Origin of the sequence: Acinetobacter sp. R933-2, from assembly GCF_030325485.1 — a bacterium.
In the GTDB taxonomy this organism is placed as follows: domain Bacteria; phylum Pseudomonadota; class Gammaproteobacteria; order Pseudomonadales; family Moraxellaceae; genus Acinetobacter; species Acinetobacter sichuanensis.
The window spans coordinates 86,803-102,074 of sequence record NZ_JACAIJ010000011.1; the positions used below are offsets into that span (position 1 = coordinate 86,803).

Below are 15,272 nucleotides of genomic sequence, written 5' to 3' on the forward strand. Positions count from 1 at the left end.
ATTTTTTTTAGTTAAAAGCATTTACATAAAATAAACAATAATATTTATAATTGCAAAAGTGAAAATCTGACTAAGTCCGAAATAAAATAAGCTGAATATTTTGTAATATTCAGCTCGGTACTTATATAAAATCTAGATAATTTTAAATATTAGGCTGGGCTTAAAGCATGAATATTGGCTTGAATCCAAATATTGCCACGAATATATTGTCCAATTTCAAAATCTTTATAAGCACTTTCTTTAGTCGCTATACGAACTAAAATCGCAGGTTGATTTTCTTCTAAAATTAAAGTGACATCGTAGAGGGTATAGTTTTGTTGCATAAATTGCATATTGGTTTTACCAACAACTTTACCCTGAAACCATGCCTCGTCTTCTTGACCTAAAGTTTCTCCATATAAATAAGCCACCATTTTGGAGAAATCTACAGTAACAGGGGCTTTATCATCTTCAGATTTAGGTTCCCAAGCATCGATCTGTTCTTGTAAATTTTCAGGCGCAATGCCGTTATTTTTTGACAATATTTCATTTAAAGCACGATGGTGTTTAATCGAAGCTGGATCATCCACAATGATCTGTTCATGATCAGAAACTTTCTCAAGCTCATATGCCCATGCATTGAGTTGCACTTGATAGCTTTGATCACGTTGGTATTGAGCATGATTAACGCTATATAGGCTATCAAAGGCGTAAATGGTGCTTTGCCCTAATTGCAGACGTAAAACAGCTTGAGTGTTGGTTTTACAGCGAATAATACGATCAATCTTAGCTGGAACAGAATAAGGGCTGTCAAAACTTGGGAAAGCTGTTTTCACGGCTTTGGGTTTGTTATTTTCAACAGCAATAATTTGAGAAATTTGAATTTTCGCATCGCTTGGACCTTGAATAAGCCAAGTTGTTTCATCCATATCACATTCTTTGAGACACAGACCCATTGGCATTATTGGGGCATCCAAAGCAAGACCTAACCATTTAGGGACTTCAGAAGTTGGATGCTCTGTTAATAAACTCCAATGTTCTACATGACTACCAAAATTTTGGTCATCAATAGTTATGATTTCAGGTCTGTTTTGATTGTTCATATCGATTATGTGAAAAAACTTATCTTATTCTATTAAATCGAGGGTGATTAGCATTTTTCAAGGTTTAAAATGTAAATTTACCATTTAAAGCAGTTATTTATTTAGTTTTTGACATGAAAAAACCACCATAACTCATTTTAAGTTAAAGTGTGAAAATAAAATTGAATAATATAATATAGAAAAATATGGCGACCCTACGGGGATTCGAACCCCGGTTACCGCCGTGAAAGGGCGATGTCCTAGGCCTCTAGACGATAGGGTCGTTGTGAGGTGCCGCTATAATATGAATATTCAATAGATTTGTCAAAGCGATTTTAAGGGGAAATAGGTTTAAGTGTTGATTAAATCAGCAATAAGTTGAAAATAATTTAAAGTCGAAATGAAAATAGTTATTTTTTATACAAAACATGAACTTTCAAATAAAAAGGGCGAATATTTTATATACTCGCCCAAGTGTCCTTTTAATTTTTCTGATGATAAAGCCAATAATAACTGGCATAACAGGCTGCCATAAATAATAAACAACCAATAAAACCTGAGAGCATTTCGGGGTCAGCCGCCATACTTAAACCTGTAATGGTACAGGTGATGAAGCCTAAAATGGGTACAAGAGGATACCATGGTGTTCTAAATTTTAATTCAGTCAGAGAATGCCCTTGCTTTAACCACGTTCTACGAAAATTAAATTGGCTCCAACAGATACTCATCCAGACGATGACCATGGTAAAAGCCGCAACACCAAGCAAATTTTTGAAAATAAAATCTGCACCAAATTGCTCAGAGAGTAAGCCTGGTAAACCACCAATCATGGTGACTAAAATTGCAATAACAGGGGTACCTGATTTAGTCAGTTTTGAAAATATTTTAGGAAGTTGTTTTTGGATTGACAATGCCCACATCATACGAGACGCAGCATATAAACCAGAGTTTGCTGTTGATAATAATGCAGTAATAATGACAAAGCGCATAATATCTTCAGCATAAGGAATACCGATTTGATTAAACACCGTTACAAAAGGGCTACTACTTAAGCCATGACCATGCCCAGCATTTAAACCCGCATCTTGATAAGGTAAAAGTGAACTGATGACAATAATCGTACCCACAAAGAAAATCATTAAACGCCATACAGCAGCATGAATGGCTTTAGGCACATTTTTCTCGGGATTTTCAGTTTCACCAGCCGCGATCCCGATCATCTCTGTACCATTAAAAGCAAAATTAACGATTAACATCGTGGCGAAAATAGGAAATAAGCCATTAGGTAACCAGCCATGTGCTGTTAAATTACTAAATAATGGAGCTGATTCGTAGCCACCAAAAGAGATTACGCCAAAAATTGCTGCTAAGCCGACTAAAATAAAAATAGCGACAGTCGAAACTTTAATAAAAGATAGCCAAAACTCAGATTCAGCAAAAAAACGTGTTGAATATAAGTTGGAAAATAAGACTCCAGCAATAAAAATTAAAGTCCAAATCCAAATTGAAATGCTTGGAAACCATTCTTGCATGAGGAGCGCAGCGGCAGTGAATTCTGTACCTAGCGTTGCTGACCAACCTAACCAATACATCCATGACACCATATAACCAGTCCCAGGACCGATATTATTGGCAGCAAAAGCACCAAAGGAGCCTGTTACAGGTTGATTAACAGCTAATTCTCCCAAACATAGCATCACCATATAAGCGATGAGCCCTCCGATAATATATGAAACAACTGCCCCAAGAGGACCAGCCTGTGCAATCACAGAACCTGAACTTAAGAATAAACCTGTACCAATCGCACCGCCTAATGACAACATAATCAAATGACGGCGAGACATGGCTCTTTTTAAAGAAATAGGTTTGCCTTCAGCATCAAGTTGCTGAGATGTGGGGGTGGGAGAATTCATCATGATTGTAAAGCGAGATTTTTAAAAATGTATTCTAGGATAATTTGTGAAAATTCACAAAAAAGTAACATTGAAATGTTAATAAAACTTTGGAATGAATCAGTATTAAAATTTTTATAACGAGGAATAATTGGATTAAATTGCATAATATGAGAATTATGTAATTGTTTATTCCTATAATAAATCCTAAAAAAGCATTTTGTTATCATATTTCTTGAATGAAGTTTTGCTACAATCGCGCTAAGAGCATTTAGAGAGATATTTTGTGTTGTCATTTAAACTTTGGGTAGATGCCGATGCCTTACCTAAAATATTGCGTGAAGTGATTATTCGTGCTTCGGATCGTTATCAACTTGAAGTCACTTTTGTTGCGAATCAGCCCGTAGGTATCACACCTTCAGTCAGAATTAATTCTATTCAGGCTCTCAGCGGGGCAGATCAAGCTGACCAAGAAATCGTTGATCGTATGCAAGAACATGACATTGTGGTCACACAAGATATTCCTCTTGCAGCACAAGTCATTGAAAAAGGTGGTGTGGCTATTCATCCACGCGGTGAAGTATATACATCCGAAAATGTTAAAGCACGTCTACATTTACGTGACTTTATGGATACCTTACGTGGCGCAGGTGTACAGACAGGAGGTCCACCGCCTATTTCTGAGCGTGATAAACGTGAATTTTCTAGTAGTTTGGATCAGACGATTTTAAAACAAAAGCGTAAAACAATGATTAAGGAGTAGGTAATTTCGATGCCATCGAAAAACAATATTATGATGACTTATATTTTATTGGTCTTCATATGGGCAAGTACGCCTTTAGCAATTGTTTGGAGTGTAGAAGATTTATATTTAATGTGGGCATTGGTGATCCGATTACTGATTGCATTACCCATTGCAGCATTACTTTTAATTATTCTTAAAGTTAAATTTCCACTGAATAAAATTGCTTTGCATAGTTATTTTGCAGGTTCATTTAGTTTAATTGGCTCACAAATTTTTACCTATGCTGCAACGAGTTATTTGAGTTCAGGTATTATTGCTTTGATGTTTGGTTTAGCCCCTATTATGGCGGGTCTGATTGGGCGCTTTATTTTTAAGCAACAATTACAAAGCTTGCAATGGGTCGGGATGCTTGTTGCAGTTGGTGGTTTAGCAATTATTTGTATGAACGGGGGTTCTGAACAACGTATTCATCCTATTGGAATCGCTTTGATGCTGATGAGTGTATCGACTTATGCGCTCTCCATATTTTGGGTGAAGAAAGTGAATGCAACCGTTGAGCCGATGGCACAAGCAACAGGCTCGATTTTGGTATCCACTTTAATGGCTTTATGTTTGATTCCTTTTATTTGGCAACATGTGCCTGATCATATTCCAGAGACTAAATCTTTATTGGCGTTATTGTATACAGTGGTCATGGCATCCTTGATTGCTATGTTCTGTTATTTCAAATTAGTGCAAAATATTAAAGCCACAACATTGTCATTAACCAATGTGATGACACCTATGTTTGCAATGTTACTTGGTGCACTTTTGAATAATGAAAGTTTATCTTTAATGATTTTTGTTGGTGCTAGTATATTGTTATTTGGACTATTTTTATATTTCTTTAAAGATCTAAGAGCAAGTAGAGAACTTGCTCATAAAGTGAAAATCTCAAATAAATCTTAAAGTTTTATTCTGATGAGTTTGACTCTACACACTCGGCAAGTTTAACGCGATCTTGTGGGTGTAGGGTCACAAAATATGCCCCAATTCGATAATACTCTTCATTGTCTGACACTCGTTCTGAATAAGCAATTTGTGCCGTTGCTGCGATATGAAAAAAGTTTTCTGCATGGCTTAAAGTCACATGAATATAAGTGCCTTCCTTAATATTTTGCTTACTAAAGAAGCTAAAACCGCTTTCCGAAAAATTCACATTTTGCGGAGTTGGTAACATGGTTTGTACAATTGAGTCATACAGAGAGCCTGTAATGAGGTTTAATTTTTGATTGAATAAGGATAAGATTCGAGCAATTTGTTGATCTTTTTCATTTAATTGGTCTAATTCGTATTGAAGCGCATGATCAAATTGATCTAACTCTGCAAGTAGTAGAAAATAGCGCGGCAATACAAAATTTGGATCATATGGATCGTTAAGTGCGACATGGTCAGAAATAATCTGATAGTTTATCCTTAATGCAGCATCGATTCGAGACATTACACGACGCTCGTTAGCTTCGGTTTGATGCTGTAACGTTTCCATAAAACACCTCGGACTTTGATGGTATGTTTAAACCAATCTCGCTGTATATAGGGTTGAGATACACTCGCGCACGGCGTAGTAATCACTTTATTTCTTTTATCGCCTTGGTGTCTATGATCGGTCTAACCTTAGGCGTTGCTGTTCTTATTACAGTTTTATCTGTGATGAACGGCTTTGACCGTGAATTAAAAAATCGTGTTTTGGGGATGGTACCGCAAGCCACGATTTCTTCCTCGCAGATTTTAACAGACTGGCCTGTACTTGCAAAGAAAATTGAGAAACATGAACACGTTACAGGGGTTGCTCCGTTTACTCAATTGCAAGGCATGTTGACTGCACAAGGACGTGTTGCAGGAATTATGGTGAATGGGATAGAACCGCAATATGAGAAAAATGTTTCTATTATTCAAAACCATATGGTTGAGGGCAGTATTGACCAGTTGAAAAAAGGTGAGTTCGGTATTGTCTTAGGTAAACAAATGACTGATGCATTGGGTTTAGGTCTCAATGACAACATTACTTTGGTTTTACCTGAAGCAACGCCATCACCTGCTGGTGTTGTGCCACGTTTTAAGCGTTTTAAAATTGTAGGAATTTTTAGTATTGGGGCAGAAGTAGATTCTAGCCTTGGCTACATTGCATTAAATGATGCTTCGACATTGCTCAGACTGCCTGATGGTGCACAAGGTGTCCGTATGAAGTTGGATAATATTTTCCTTGCGCCTCAAGTGGCTAATGAAATTGTACAAGAATTACCACATGGTTTTTATGCTTCAGATTGGACATATACGCATGGTAACTTGTTTAGTGCGATTCAAATGGAAAAAGCGATGGTAAGCTTATTGCTCTTTTTGATTGTTCTTGTCGCTGCTTTTAATATTGTTTCTTCATTGGTGATGGTTGTTACCGATAAAAAAGCAGATATTGCAATCTTACGTACTTTAGGGGCTTCACCAACAACAATTACACGAATTTTCATGGTGCAAGGTACAGTGATTGGCGTAGTGGGAACTTTGGCTGGTGCAGTACTAGGAATTATTTCAGCATTAGGGATTAGTAATTTGATCGATTGGCTAAATAATTTATTTGGCTGGCATTTATTTGATGCTTATTTTATTAACTACCTACCTTCTTATTTGCGTTGGCAAGATGTGCTTTTGGTGGTTGGGATTTCATTAGCTTTGAGTTTTGTTGCGACAATTTATCCTGCTCGTCGTGCTGCAAAAATTCAACCTGCGGAGGCGCTTCGTTATGAGTAATGTGGTGCTTGAAGCAAAAGATATTTATAAGTCATTTACTGATGGAAAATCGACCGTTGATGTGATTAAAGGTTTGTCCTTACAAGTTCATCAAGGAGAGTTTGTTTCTATTGTGGGCTCAAGTGGTTCAGGTAAAAGTACGTTGCTGCATATTTTGGGCGGATTAGATCGTCCATCACAAGGTTTAGTAAATCTAAACGGGCAACGTTTCGATACTTTGGGTGAAGCAGAACGCGGTTTTTTACGTAATCAGCATCTTGGTTTTGTTTACCAGTTTCACCATTTACTTCCTGAGTTTTCGGCACTGGAAAATGTGGCAATGCCTTTAATGCTGCGTAAAGATGCAGAATTTAAAAAGGTCAAAGAACGTGCCGAATATTTGTTGGAGCGAGTCGGTTTAACCCATCGTTTAACGCATAAACCAGGTGAGTTATCAGGCGGGGAGCGTCAACGTGTTGCATTGGCACGTGCCTTAGTCACTCAGCCAAAACTGATGCTTGCTGATGAGCCAACAGGAAACTTAGACCGAAAAACAGCCGTGACTATTTTTGAGTTGTTGCGTGATTTACGCAATGAGCTCAATATGGCAATGTTGATCGTAACGCATGATGAACAATTAGCAAAATCGGCTGATAAAGTTTTGCATATGCAAGATGGTTTATGGGTTGCAGAATAATTAAATTATTATGTATTAAAACTTAATAATTCCGATCAATTGCCTTGTTAAAGCTCATGAAAATGGGCTTTAATGGTTTAAAAATATTCAAAAAAATAATAAATATGTTGTATCTCTATTTACTCAGTATTGCTTGGATTGTTGGCATTCATTGTATGGGCAAATCGTCTCCATTTGAGATGAATATGATGCTTGCTTTGATGCTAAGTAGTATTGCTCTTGTTGCCATTTTTTATATTTTAAAAATAAAGCTGATTCATTTTTGGATCAGTCAAGTTGTAGTGCATTTGGGTTTAAGTTTGATGATGTTTTTTGTGGCATGGTCATATGCAGATCATGCTTTAGAGCAACGTTTAATATCACGAATCAAACAACCTGAAGTTATTTCTGCATTGGTTTATGTAAATACCATCAGCCAACTTTACAATGATGAAGAGCAGCAACGTATTCAACAAAATGCTTGGATCTTAAATTATGCAGTACAACCGATTCAAGTTAAAGTAAATCTTAAGCCGCAACAGCATTTAGCACTCGGACAATATTATGTGATTACAGGAAAAGTTAAACCTGCGCATAGTTATGCTGTAGAGGGAGCATTTGATAAGGAGCGTTGGTTTTTACAAGACAATCTCATGGGTACGATGAATGCGCAAATTGTAGAAAATATTTCAGCAGCTCAAGTTTCTGAACAAGGATATAGAGATTTTGTACAACAGCAAACATCATGGTGGGCAAGGCTTAAGCTAGGTATAGAAGCCAAAAGATGGTTTTTTCGCCAGTCAATTGAACAGAGTGCATTTCAACAAAAGGGGCTATTATTAGCCTTGTTAACAGGTGATGAAAGTTTACTTTCTAAGCAAACACAAACATTATTTCAGCGTTTGGGTATTTCTCATTTATTGGCAATCTCAGGACCACATGTTTTAATTTTTGCTATGATTTTTTGTTATTTATTACAATGCCTTATTCAAAAATATTGTCCACAGTTTTATTTAACAATAGCCCGACCTTATCTCCTCGTTTTTCCTTTTCTTTTGTGTGTTGCTTTATACACAGCATTTGTGGGGTTTGAAATACCTGCCTTACGTACTTTATTAACAGTGTCATTATGTAGTTTAATTTTACTGTTTAAGCAGTCTATTTCAGCCTTAAAAGTATTATTACTGAGTGCCAGTATTTTATTGTGGTTTGATCCTTTTAGTATTTTATCTGCGGCTTTTTGGTTGTCTTATGGTGCTTGTTTTATTCTCATTCGCGTGTATCAAACCATTCAGCAGCAGAGCGAAGAGAATCAAACTTGGCGACAAAAAGCCATTTTTTATATTCAAGTTTTGGTGGAGTCGCAATGGAAAATTTTTATTGCTCTATTTCCACTTGTGGTTTTTATTTTTCAAAAAGTAGCGTGGATTGCACCTATCAGTAATCTAATTGCTATTCCTTTAATTGGGATGATCATTGTTCCTTTAGAAGTTGTAGGAGCGTGTTTGGCTTTGCTTTATCAACCTTTAGGAACTTTATTTTTTTCTGTTGCAGATTTTACTTTAACGCTATTGGTGTATTTTTTAGATATTTTAGATCAGATATTTTCTGAAAATTTACAATGGTTTGCCTTTACACCTTTGATGGTTGCTGCTCTTGCCATCGCAATTATTATTTTATTTTTACCACGAGGTCTCATTCCTAAAACGTGGGCTTTGTTATGTTGCGCTCCTTTGCTATTTCCGTATAAAAATCAATCTGAATTTCAGTTAAATATATTAGATGTAGGGCAAGGGCAGGCTATTTTTTTAAATTTACCAGATCAAAAAATGATGATTGATACAGGAGGTTCATTTGATGAACGTAAATTTAGTATTGGACAACAAGTCGTTATTCCTTATTTAAAACAACAAGGTGTGAAACAATTAGACCAAGTCATTTTATCTCATTTAGATCAAGACCATAGTGGCGCTTTCATAGCGATTGAAAACGAGTTGAATGTTAAGCAAGTTTATTCAAATCAAAATGATGGTCGGTTTAAGCATACTCATTTTCAATATTGTTATGCAGGGCAAAAATGGCAGTATGGGAATGTTACCATTGACGTTTTAGCGCCACAAAAAAATAGCCTAAGCTATGTGGGTAAACAACAAAATGAACTGTCATGTATTCTTTATATTCAAGTTAAAAATGCTCAAAATAATCAAAATTTTTTAATTATGGGTGATGCAGGGTGGGAGGCAGAATTTAACCTACTACAACATTATCCAAACTTAAAAGTCGATGTTTTGGTGTTGGGACATCATGGTAGTCAGCATAGTTCAGCCTATGATTTTTTAGCAACTTTAAAGCCTAAACTTGCCATCATTTCTGCGGGATTTGATAATCGTTATGGGCATCCACATCCGATTGTTCTTGCGCGTTTAAAAGAACTGAATATTCCTGTAATCAATACTATTGAGAAAGGAAGTATTCAGTTTCAGTTAGATTCGAAAAATCGTATGCAAACTACATTTTTCCGAAATGAAAAACTATGGTTGACTCGTTAGAGATTGGTGTTCAGCTTTGACCATATTGACTTTAGTTATGGCTTGTTCTTTAGGTAAATTATAAACATTATTTAATTCAGGATTTGCTTTAAAGCGTTTGTAGCTCCAATGATAATGTTCAGGGTAGCGTTGAATTAACTGCTCAAGTGTTTGGTGAATGACATATGTTCCATCATTTGCCGTACCTTCATAAATTTTTTCATCTATAGGTTCAATAAACATATCAAAATCATCAGTTTCATTGCGAATTGCATATAAAAGTAAAGATTTTGCTTTGGTTTTTTGAATTAATTTAGCACTTAAATTACTTGAGGCAAGTGGTACACCAAAATATTTAATCATCTCGCCACCCACTTTGGGCGTATGATCAGGCAGAATAACGGTTGTTCCACCTTGTTTTAGCGCTTTAAAAATTTGTCTAACACCAGACTCATCTGTTGGTACTAAATGTGCTTGTTCCCGACTACGTGCTTGGCGTACAAAATCATCTGCATCAGGGTTTTTAATGGGCTTATACATGATGGTCATTTGAGTGAATTGTGCAAACCAAGCATTCATAATTTCCCATGTACCAAAATGCGGCACAATGAGTACCAAACCTTTACCTTGTGCTAATGCATCATGAAAATGATGCTCACCATGAACTTTTCGAATTCTGGAAAGGTTTTTTTGCGTTGAACTACCCCAAATGGTAAAAAATTCCATATAAGACTGTAGTTCATTGCGAATCGTTGCACGAGTAATACGTTCACGTTCTTGTTTGCTTAAAGTCGGTAAACAAATTTCAATATTAAGTCGAATTGTTCTTGATGTTTTTGAAACATGCAAAATGTTCACAATACCTGCAAGTATGCGAGCATAAAATCGTGAAAATAAAATAGGCTGTCGACTAAAAAAATTTAATAGTCGAGTGGTTGAAGTTTTTTGCTTTTCAGTCATCGTTTATCAATGTGTAATACTGAGTCAAAGTGTTTTGAATTACGAATTATTATAAGTGAATTATCGTGATTTAAACAGTTTAACTGTATTAGTTGTATATAATGATGCCTTAAAACTTAATTTGGATGGTATTTATGTCCGATTGGCCACCTAAACCACAAAATGAAAATACACAAATTGATACTTCTGCATCACCACAGCCGACAGGTCAAGAATGGAAACTTTTAGAAAAAGTTGTACTTGCTTCTGTACAAGAACAACGTCGTAGCCGTCGTTGGGGCATATTTTTTAAAATTTTAACGTTTCTTTATATCTTTATTGTTTTTGGTTTTCTCTTGTTTGGACGAAGTTGTTCAAGTGATGGAGAGGATTCAACAAGCTCGATTTCAGAGTCACATTTAGGTGTTGTGAATATTGTAGGAACGATTGATTCAAGTAACCAAGGTGTAAATAGTACAGATACGATTAAGTCACTTAAAAAAGCTTTTGATGCAAAATCAGCAAAGGCTGTGGTTTTAAACGTAAACTCACCTGGTGGTTCACCTGTTCAGTCAGATGATATTTGGCAAGAAATACAATATTTGAAAAAGCAGCATCCTGAAAAGAAAGTCTATGCCGTTATTGGTGATATGGGAGCTTCAGGTGCTTATTATATTGCTTCTGCTGCAGATGAAATTTGGGTCAATCCTTCGAGTCTTGTGGGTTCGATTGGGGTGATTATGCCAAATTATGGTGTGAATGGTCTCGCACAGAAACTAGGCATCGAAGATCGCACGATGACCGCAGGGAATAATAAAGATATTTTGAGTATGACCAAACCAATTAACCCTGAACAACGCGCACATATTCAGGCTTTGTTAGATAATGTGCATTCACACTTTATCAACGCTGTAAAACAAGGTCGTGGAGAAAAACTTAAATCCCAAGATCCTGCAATTTTTTCAGGTTTATTTTGGACAGGTGAGCAAGCGATTAAGCTCGGTATTGCAGATAAAGCAGGTAATATAGAAACACTTAAGCGTGAGTTAAAAACCAAAAAGACCGTGAATTATACTGTCGAACGTAGTCCTTTTGATTCAGTTTTAGGACGTTTGGGTTCAGAGATGGGGCACGGGGTAGGTGAAGCTGTCAGTCAAAAAATAAATATGAGCCAAGATGTAAAAATGCAATAAACCTTAAAACTTCAAAGCTTCTTTTCAGTGGTATTCAATGGTGAAGAAGCTTTGATCATTCAAAGTAGAAAGCGAAAATCATGAGTCATTCAAATCATTCTAAGCCACTAATTCACTTTGCACATGCTAATGGTGTTCCTTCAAAAGTCTATACAAAACTATTTGAGTTGCTCAAAGATGATTATGATGTCATCTATGTACCTGTGATTGGACCAGATCGTCGTTACCCTATTGCACAAGGTTGGAATGAACTGGCAGATCAGGTCATAGATAGTATTATTCAACAAGCACAAGGACGTAAAGTAATTGGTTTAGGGCATTCATTGGGCGCAGTTTTAACCTTTAAAGCTGCATATAAACGCCCTGAATTATTTGAACAAGTGATTATGCTTGATCCACCTCTGATTGTTGGTCATGCTGCATTTATTATGTGTATGACTAAAATATTTAAGCCTGCTATGGTTGATAAAATTACACCTGCATCATTAAGTTTAAAACGCCGTGATCATTGGGAATCTCGTGAGCAAGCTGCTGATCTACTTAGACCTAAAGGTTTTTATCAAAATTTTGACCCAGAATGTTTCCAAGCATATATTGATTATGCTTTAACGGAAGACAATGTACGTGGTGGAGTAGAGCTTACTATTTCGAAGTATGATGAAGTTGAAATTTTTAGAACCAATTCAAATGCTATGTGGTTACCTGTGCCAAAGCCGCCTGTGCCAACTCAGCTTGTTGTGGGCGATACTAGTCCATTTCTACAACGTAAAATTCCGCAAATGATTAAAAAGAAATTTGCAGTTCCATTTACAGTGACACAAGGTGGACATATGTTCCCACTTGAACATCCTGTTGATACAGTTGCACTGATTAAGTCTTTGATTCAGTCTGTATAATTAGGATGCAGTAAAAAAATAAGCGCATTCAAGGCGCTTATTTTTATTTTGACTATAGATATTTTATTTATTTAACATTTTTAAATTTCAATACAGTTTTGTTATTTGCATCTATAAATTTCAGTTCTTTTTTAGATGCATCATAAGTTGTGACTTCACCTAAAGCTTGAATAAACTTTTGTGGAATATCCGTCGCATTTAGACATGCTTTTTGTGTAGAAGCTAAGTTAGAGAGCTGTATTTTTGTGCCTTTAACTGCATAACCACCCATGAAACGATTACAACCATCAGAGCCACTCACACGCTCATTGTCAAATTGAATACTAGGAACATCAGATTGAGTAGGATCAGCGCTGAGGGCTACACCATAAACTTCACTGACCACCCAATTTTTATTTTGCAATTCATTTAAATTACGTTCAGTAGAGGGGTTAGTTGTCGTTGCGCAACCGACGATACCTAATGTGAGTATTGCACAACTTGGGATTAAAATCGATTTTAACATGGCTTTCTCTCTCACTTTGGTTAAGGTTATTTTAAAGTTAAATCAAGTAATAAGATCTTTTAACTAGGTTTTATTAACTAAGTTTTAGCATAACCTTTATATGATAAGTTTTAGGTGAAAGTTAACTCAAAAAGTACATAACTTAGATCAATTTAAAACACTTCTAAATGAAATGCTTGTCTCTAACTTATATCAAAGCCATATATTTTTGGCTTAAATAGATAATAAAAAACGCATCCAAAGATGCGTTTTTTTAAATCTGCTTGAATTTACAATTTACAAAATTGGATCGGTGCTGTTAAAGCTTGTCCTTTATACAATACTGTTCCATCTTGTGTATGTTGAATTGTACCATTACAAATCCATTCCACAGCTTGTGGGTAGATCAAATGTTCAAGTACATGTACACGTGCAGCAAGTGTCTCTACGCAATCATGTAAATCCACTTTTAAGACACCTTGTGTTAAGGCTTGACCTGCATCCAGTTCAGCAGTCACATAGTGAACTGTACAGCCATGCAAAGTATCACCTGTATTTAAAACACGCTGATGGGTATGCATACCTTTATAATGTGGCAATAGAGAAGGGTGAATATTCACCATTTTTCCTTGCCATGCATTGACAAATTTGGCACTTAAAATACGCATGAATCCAGCAAGAATCACTAAATCTACATCCCAAGCAAGGAGTTGTTGATGCATGACATCATCAAATGCTTCACGATTAGGATATTGTTTGTGTTCAATGATTGCAGTTGGAATATTGGCTTTTGCAGCACGCTCCAATGCATAGGCGTCAGGTTTGTTGGAAATAACCCCCACAATTTGCCCTGATAGATTGGCATCCATCAAGGCTTGGAGGTTACTGCCGCTGCCTGAAACCAGTATAGCAATTTTGATCATGTGCTGTTACTTACGCAAAAATCACACGGATTTTTTCGTCAGCGCCTTCAACTGATTCAGCATTGTCTTGGATATGACCAATTGTCCATGCTTTTTCGCCTTGCGCAGTTAAAACTTCAATGGTTTTGTCTGCTTCAGCTGCATCAACAACAATGACCATACCAACGCCACAGTTAAATGCACGATACATTTCGAACTGATCCACACCACCTTCTTTTTGAAGGAGTTGGAAAAGTTCAGGCCACTGCCAAGATGCTTCATTAATCACAGCTTGTGCGCCATTTGGTAATACACGAGGTAAGTTACCAGGTAAACCGCCACCAGTAATGTGTGCCATTGCGTGCACATCAACATGCTTAAGCAGTTCAAGAATCGCTTTAACATAAATACGTGTTGGTTCCATTGCAGTATCTGCAAGCGGACGACCGTCTACGATTTGTGTCAAATCAACATTTTTTACATCGAAAATTTTACGAAGCAGTGAGTAACCGTTTGAATGTGCGCCTGAAGAAGCAACACCAATCAAAACATCGCCAGCTTTGACTTTAGTTCCGTCAATAATTTTGCTTTGCTCAACTACACCTACACAGAAACCTGCCAAGTCGTAGTCTTCGCCTTCATACATACCTGGCATTTCAGCAGTTTCACCACCGACCAATGCACAGCCTGCAAGTTCACAGCCTTGACCAATACCAGTGACAACATTGGCAGCAACGTCAACATTTAAATGCCCAGTTGCATAATAGTCGAGGAAGAATAATGGTTCAGCACCACAAACAAGAAGATCGTTTACACACATTGCAACTAAATCTTGACCAATAGTGTCATGACGATTTAAGTTAAGTGCTAAACGTAATTTTGTACCCACACCATCTGTGCCAGATACAAGAACAGGTTCTTCATAACCTTTAGGAATTTTACAAAGTGCGCCAAAGCCACCTAAACCGCCCATGACTTCAGGGCGAGTTGTGCGTTTAGCGACAGATTTGATTCGATCGACAAGTGCGTCGCCCGCTTCAATATCGACACCAGCGTCTTTGTAGCTTAAACCAGTGTTTGGGGTAGAAGTTGAGTTGCTCATAATTGAAGTCTCCGCATTCGCGCGGAGATTATACCCGAATATACGAAACTCTTATGTTATTTCTGCACTAAAATGCTATCTTTATTGAAAT

General features: G+C 36.7%; 14 protein-coding genes and 1 tRNA gene. 7 read left to right on the forward strand and 8 right to left on the reverse strand.

Translation table 11 applies throughout. From position 1 onward, the window contains the following. Positions 1-149: 149 nt before the first annotated feature. The 3 genes from HX005_RS13650 to HX005_RS13660 form a co-directional block, all read right to left on the reverse strand. Entirely contained in the window at positions 150-1,082 is a 933-nt protein-coding gene (locus HX005_RS13650; protein WP_286377763.1) for a hypothetical protein, read from the reverse strand. Between the two features lie 186 nt (positions 1,083-1,268). Next, positions 1,269-1,344 (reverse strand) — tRNA-Glu (locus HX005_RS13655). A gap of 199 nt (positions 1,345-1,543) precedes the next feature. Beyond that, entirely contained in the window at positions 1,544-2,974 is a 1,431-nt protein-coding gene (locus HX005_RS13660; RefSeq protein WP_286377815.1) for an amino acid permease, read from the reverse strand. 265 nt (positions 2,975-3,239) lie between these two features. Between HX005_RS13660 and HX005_RS13665 the strand changes: the two genes are divergently transcribed. Continuing rightward, on the forward strand, positions 3,240-3,716 hold the full coding sequence (locus HX005_RS13665) for a YaiI/YqxD family protein (RefSeq protein ID WP_107007750.1): 477 nt from the start codon (positions 3,240-3,242) through the stop codon (positions 3,714-3,716). A 9-nt stretch (positions 3,717-3,725) separates the two neighbouring features. Continuing rightward, entirely contained in the window at positions 3,726-4,646 is a 921-nt protein-coding gene (locus tag HX005_RS13670) for a DMT family transporter (RefSeq protein WP_286377764.1), read from the forward strand. 4 nt (positions 4,647-4,650) lie between these two features. Here the strand turns inward: HX005_RS13670 and HX005_RS13675 are convergent, their stop codons facing one another. After that, positions 4,651-5,223 carry a PilZ domain-containing protein gene (locus HX005_RS13675; RefSeq protein ID WP_107007419.1) on the reverse strand — a complete coding sequence of 191 codons (573 nt, stop codon included), beginning with the start codon at positions 5,221-5,223 and terminating at the stop codon, positions 4,651-4,653. A 23-nt stretch (positions 5,224-5,246) separates the two neighbouring features. Here HX005_RS13675 and HX005_RS13680 point away from each other — a divergent pair, with 23 nt between their 5' ends. The 3 genes from HX005_RS13680 (at position 5,247) to HX005_RS13690 (ending at position 9,686) form a co-directional block, all read left to right on the forward strand. Next, positions 5,247-6,482 (forward strand): lipoprotein-releasing ABC transporter permease subunit, encoded by a 1,236-nt coding sequence (locus HX005_RS13680; RefSeq protein ID WP_107007418.1) that lies wholly within the window; start codon positions 5,247-5,249, stop codon positions 6,480-6,482. Next, complete coding sequence (gene lolD, locus HX005_RS13685; protein ID WP_286377765.1) at positions 6,475-7,158, forward strand: lipoprotein-releasing ABC transporter ATP-binding protein LolD; 684 nt, start codon at positions 6,475-6,477, stop codon at positions 7,156-7,158. Before HX005_RS13680 ends, lolD begins: the two co-directional genes overlap by 8 nt. 104 nt (positions 7,159-7,262) lie before the next feature. Beyond that, a complete protein-coding gene (locus HX005_RS13690; protein WP_286377766.1) occupies positions 7,263-9,686 on the forward strand; it encodes a DNA internalization-related competence protein ComEC/Rec2 in 2,424 nt (807 codons plus the stop codon). Here the strand turns inward: HX005_RS13690 and HX005_RS13695 are convergent. Then, positions 9,669-10,625, reverse strand: a complete 957-nt coding sequence (locus HX005_RS13695; RefSeq protein ID WP_286377767.1) for a lysophospholipid acyltransferase family protein — start codon at positions 10,623-10,625, stop codon at positions 9,669-9,671. The two genes, HX005_RS13690 and HX005_RS13695, sit on opposite strands and share 18 nt — an antisense overlap. Positions 10,626-10,759: 134 nt before the next feature. Between HX005_RS13695 and sppA the strand changes: the two genes are divergently transcribed. Both sppA and HX005_RS13705 read left to right on the forward strand, forming a co-directional pair. Continuing rightward, on the forward strand, positions 10,760-11,797 hold the full coding sequence (gene sppA / locus HX005_RS13700) for a signal peptide peptidase SppA (protein WP_286377768.1): 1,038 nt from the start codon (positions 10,760-10,762) through the stop codon (positions 11,795-11,797). A gap of 80 nt (positions 11,798-11,877) precedes the next feature. Further along, the gene (locus HX005_RS13705; RefSeq protein WP_286377769.1) at positions 11,878-12,693 is read left to right on the forward strand and encodes an alpha/beta hydrolase; all 816 of its coding nucleotides are present in this window, start codon (positions 11,878-11,880) and stop codon (positions 12,691-12,693) included. 67 nt (positions 12,694-12,760) lie between these two features. Here the strand turns inward: HX005_RS13705 and HX005_RS13710 are convergent, their stop codons facing one another. From HX005_RS13710 to purM, 3 genes are all read right to left on the reverse strand, one after another. Then, positions 12,761-13,198 carry an META domain-containing protein gene (locus HX005_RS13710; RefSeq protein WP_107007412.1) on the reverse strand — a complete coding sequence of 146 codons (438 nt, stop codon included), beginning with the start codon at positions 13,196-13,198 and terminating at the stop codon, positions 12,761-12,763. 269 nt (positions 13,199-13,467) lie between these two features. Beyond that, entirely contained in the window at positions 13,468-14,100 is a 633-nt protein-coding gene (gene purN / locus HX005_RS13715; RefSeq protein WP_286377770.1) for a phosphoribosylglycinamide formyltransferase, read from the reverse strand. Positions 14,101-14,110: 10 nt separating this feature from the next. Beyond that, a complete protein-coding gene (gene purM, locus HX005_RS13720) occupies positions 14,111-15,181 on the reverse strand; it encodes a phosphoribosylformylglycinamidine cyclo-ligase (protein WP_107007410.1) in 1,071 nt (356 codons plus the stop codon). Positions 15,182-15,272 lie beyond the last annotated feature (91 nt).

Coding starts and splice junctions, on each gene's coding strand:
- HX005_RS13650 (WP_286377763.1), bottom strand. CDS start 1,082: ATGAACAATCAAAACAGACCTGAAATCATAACTATTGATGACCAAAAT.
- HX005_RS13660 (WP_286377815.1), bottom strand. CDS start 2,974: ATGAATTCTCCCACCCCCACATCTCAGCAACTTGATGCTGAAGGCAAA.
- HX005_RS13670 (WP_286377764.1), top strand. CDS start 3,726: ATGCCATCGAAAAACAATATTATGATGACTTATATTTTATTGGTCTTC.
- HX005_RS13675 (WP_107007419.1), bottom strand. CDS start 5,223: ATGGAAACGTTACAGCATCAAACCGAAGCTAACGAGCGTCGTGTAATG.
- HX005_RS13680 (WP_107007418.1), top strand. CDS start 5,247: ATGTTTAAACCAATCTCGCTGTATATAGGGTTGAGATACACTCGCGCA.
- lolD (WP_286377765.1), top strand. CDS start 6,475: ATGAGTAATGTGGTGCTTGAAGCAAAAGATATTTATAAGTCATTTACT.
- HX005_RS13690 (WP_286377766.1), top strand. CDS start 7,263: ATGTTGTATCTCTATTTACTCAGTATTGCTTGGATTGTTGGCATTCAT.
- HX005_RS13695 (WP_286377767.1), bottom strand. CDS start 10,625: ATGACTGAAAAGCAAAAAACTTCAACCACTCGACTATTAAATTTTTTT.
- sppA (WP_286377768.1), top strand. CDS start 10,760: ATGTCCGATTGGCCACCTAAACCACAAAATGAAAATACACAAATTGAT.
- HX005_RS13705 (WP_286377769.1), top strand. CDS start 11,878: ATGAGTCATTCAAATCATTCTAAGCCACTAATTCACTTTGCACATGCT.
- HX005_RS13710 (WP_107007412.1), bottom strand. CDS start 13,198: ATGTTAAAATCGATTTTAATCCCAAGTTGTGCAATACTCACATTAGGT.
- purN (WP_286377770.1), bottom strand. CDS start 14,100: ATGATCAAAATTGCTATACTGGTTTCAGGCAGCGGCAGTAACCTCCAA.
- purM (WP_107007410.1), bottom strand. CDS start 15,181: ATGAGCAACTCAACTTCTACCCCAAACACTGGTTTAAGCTACAAAGAC.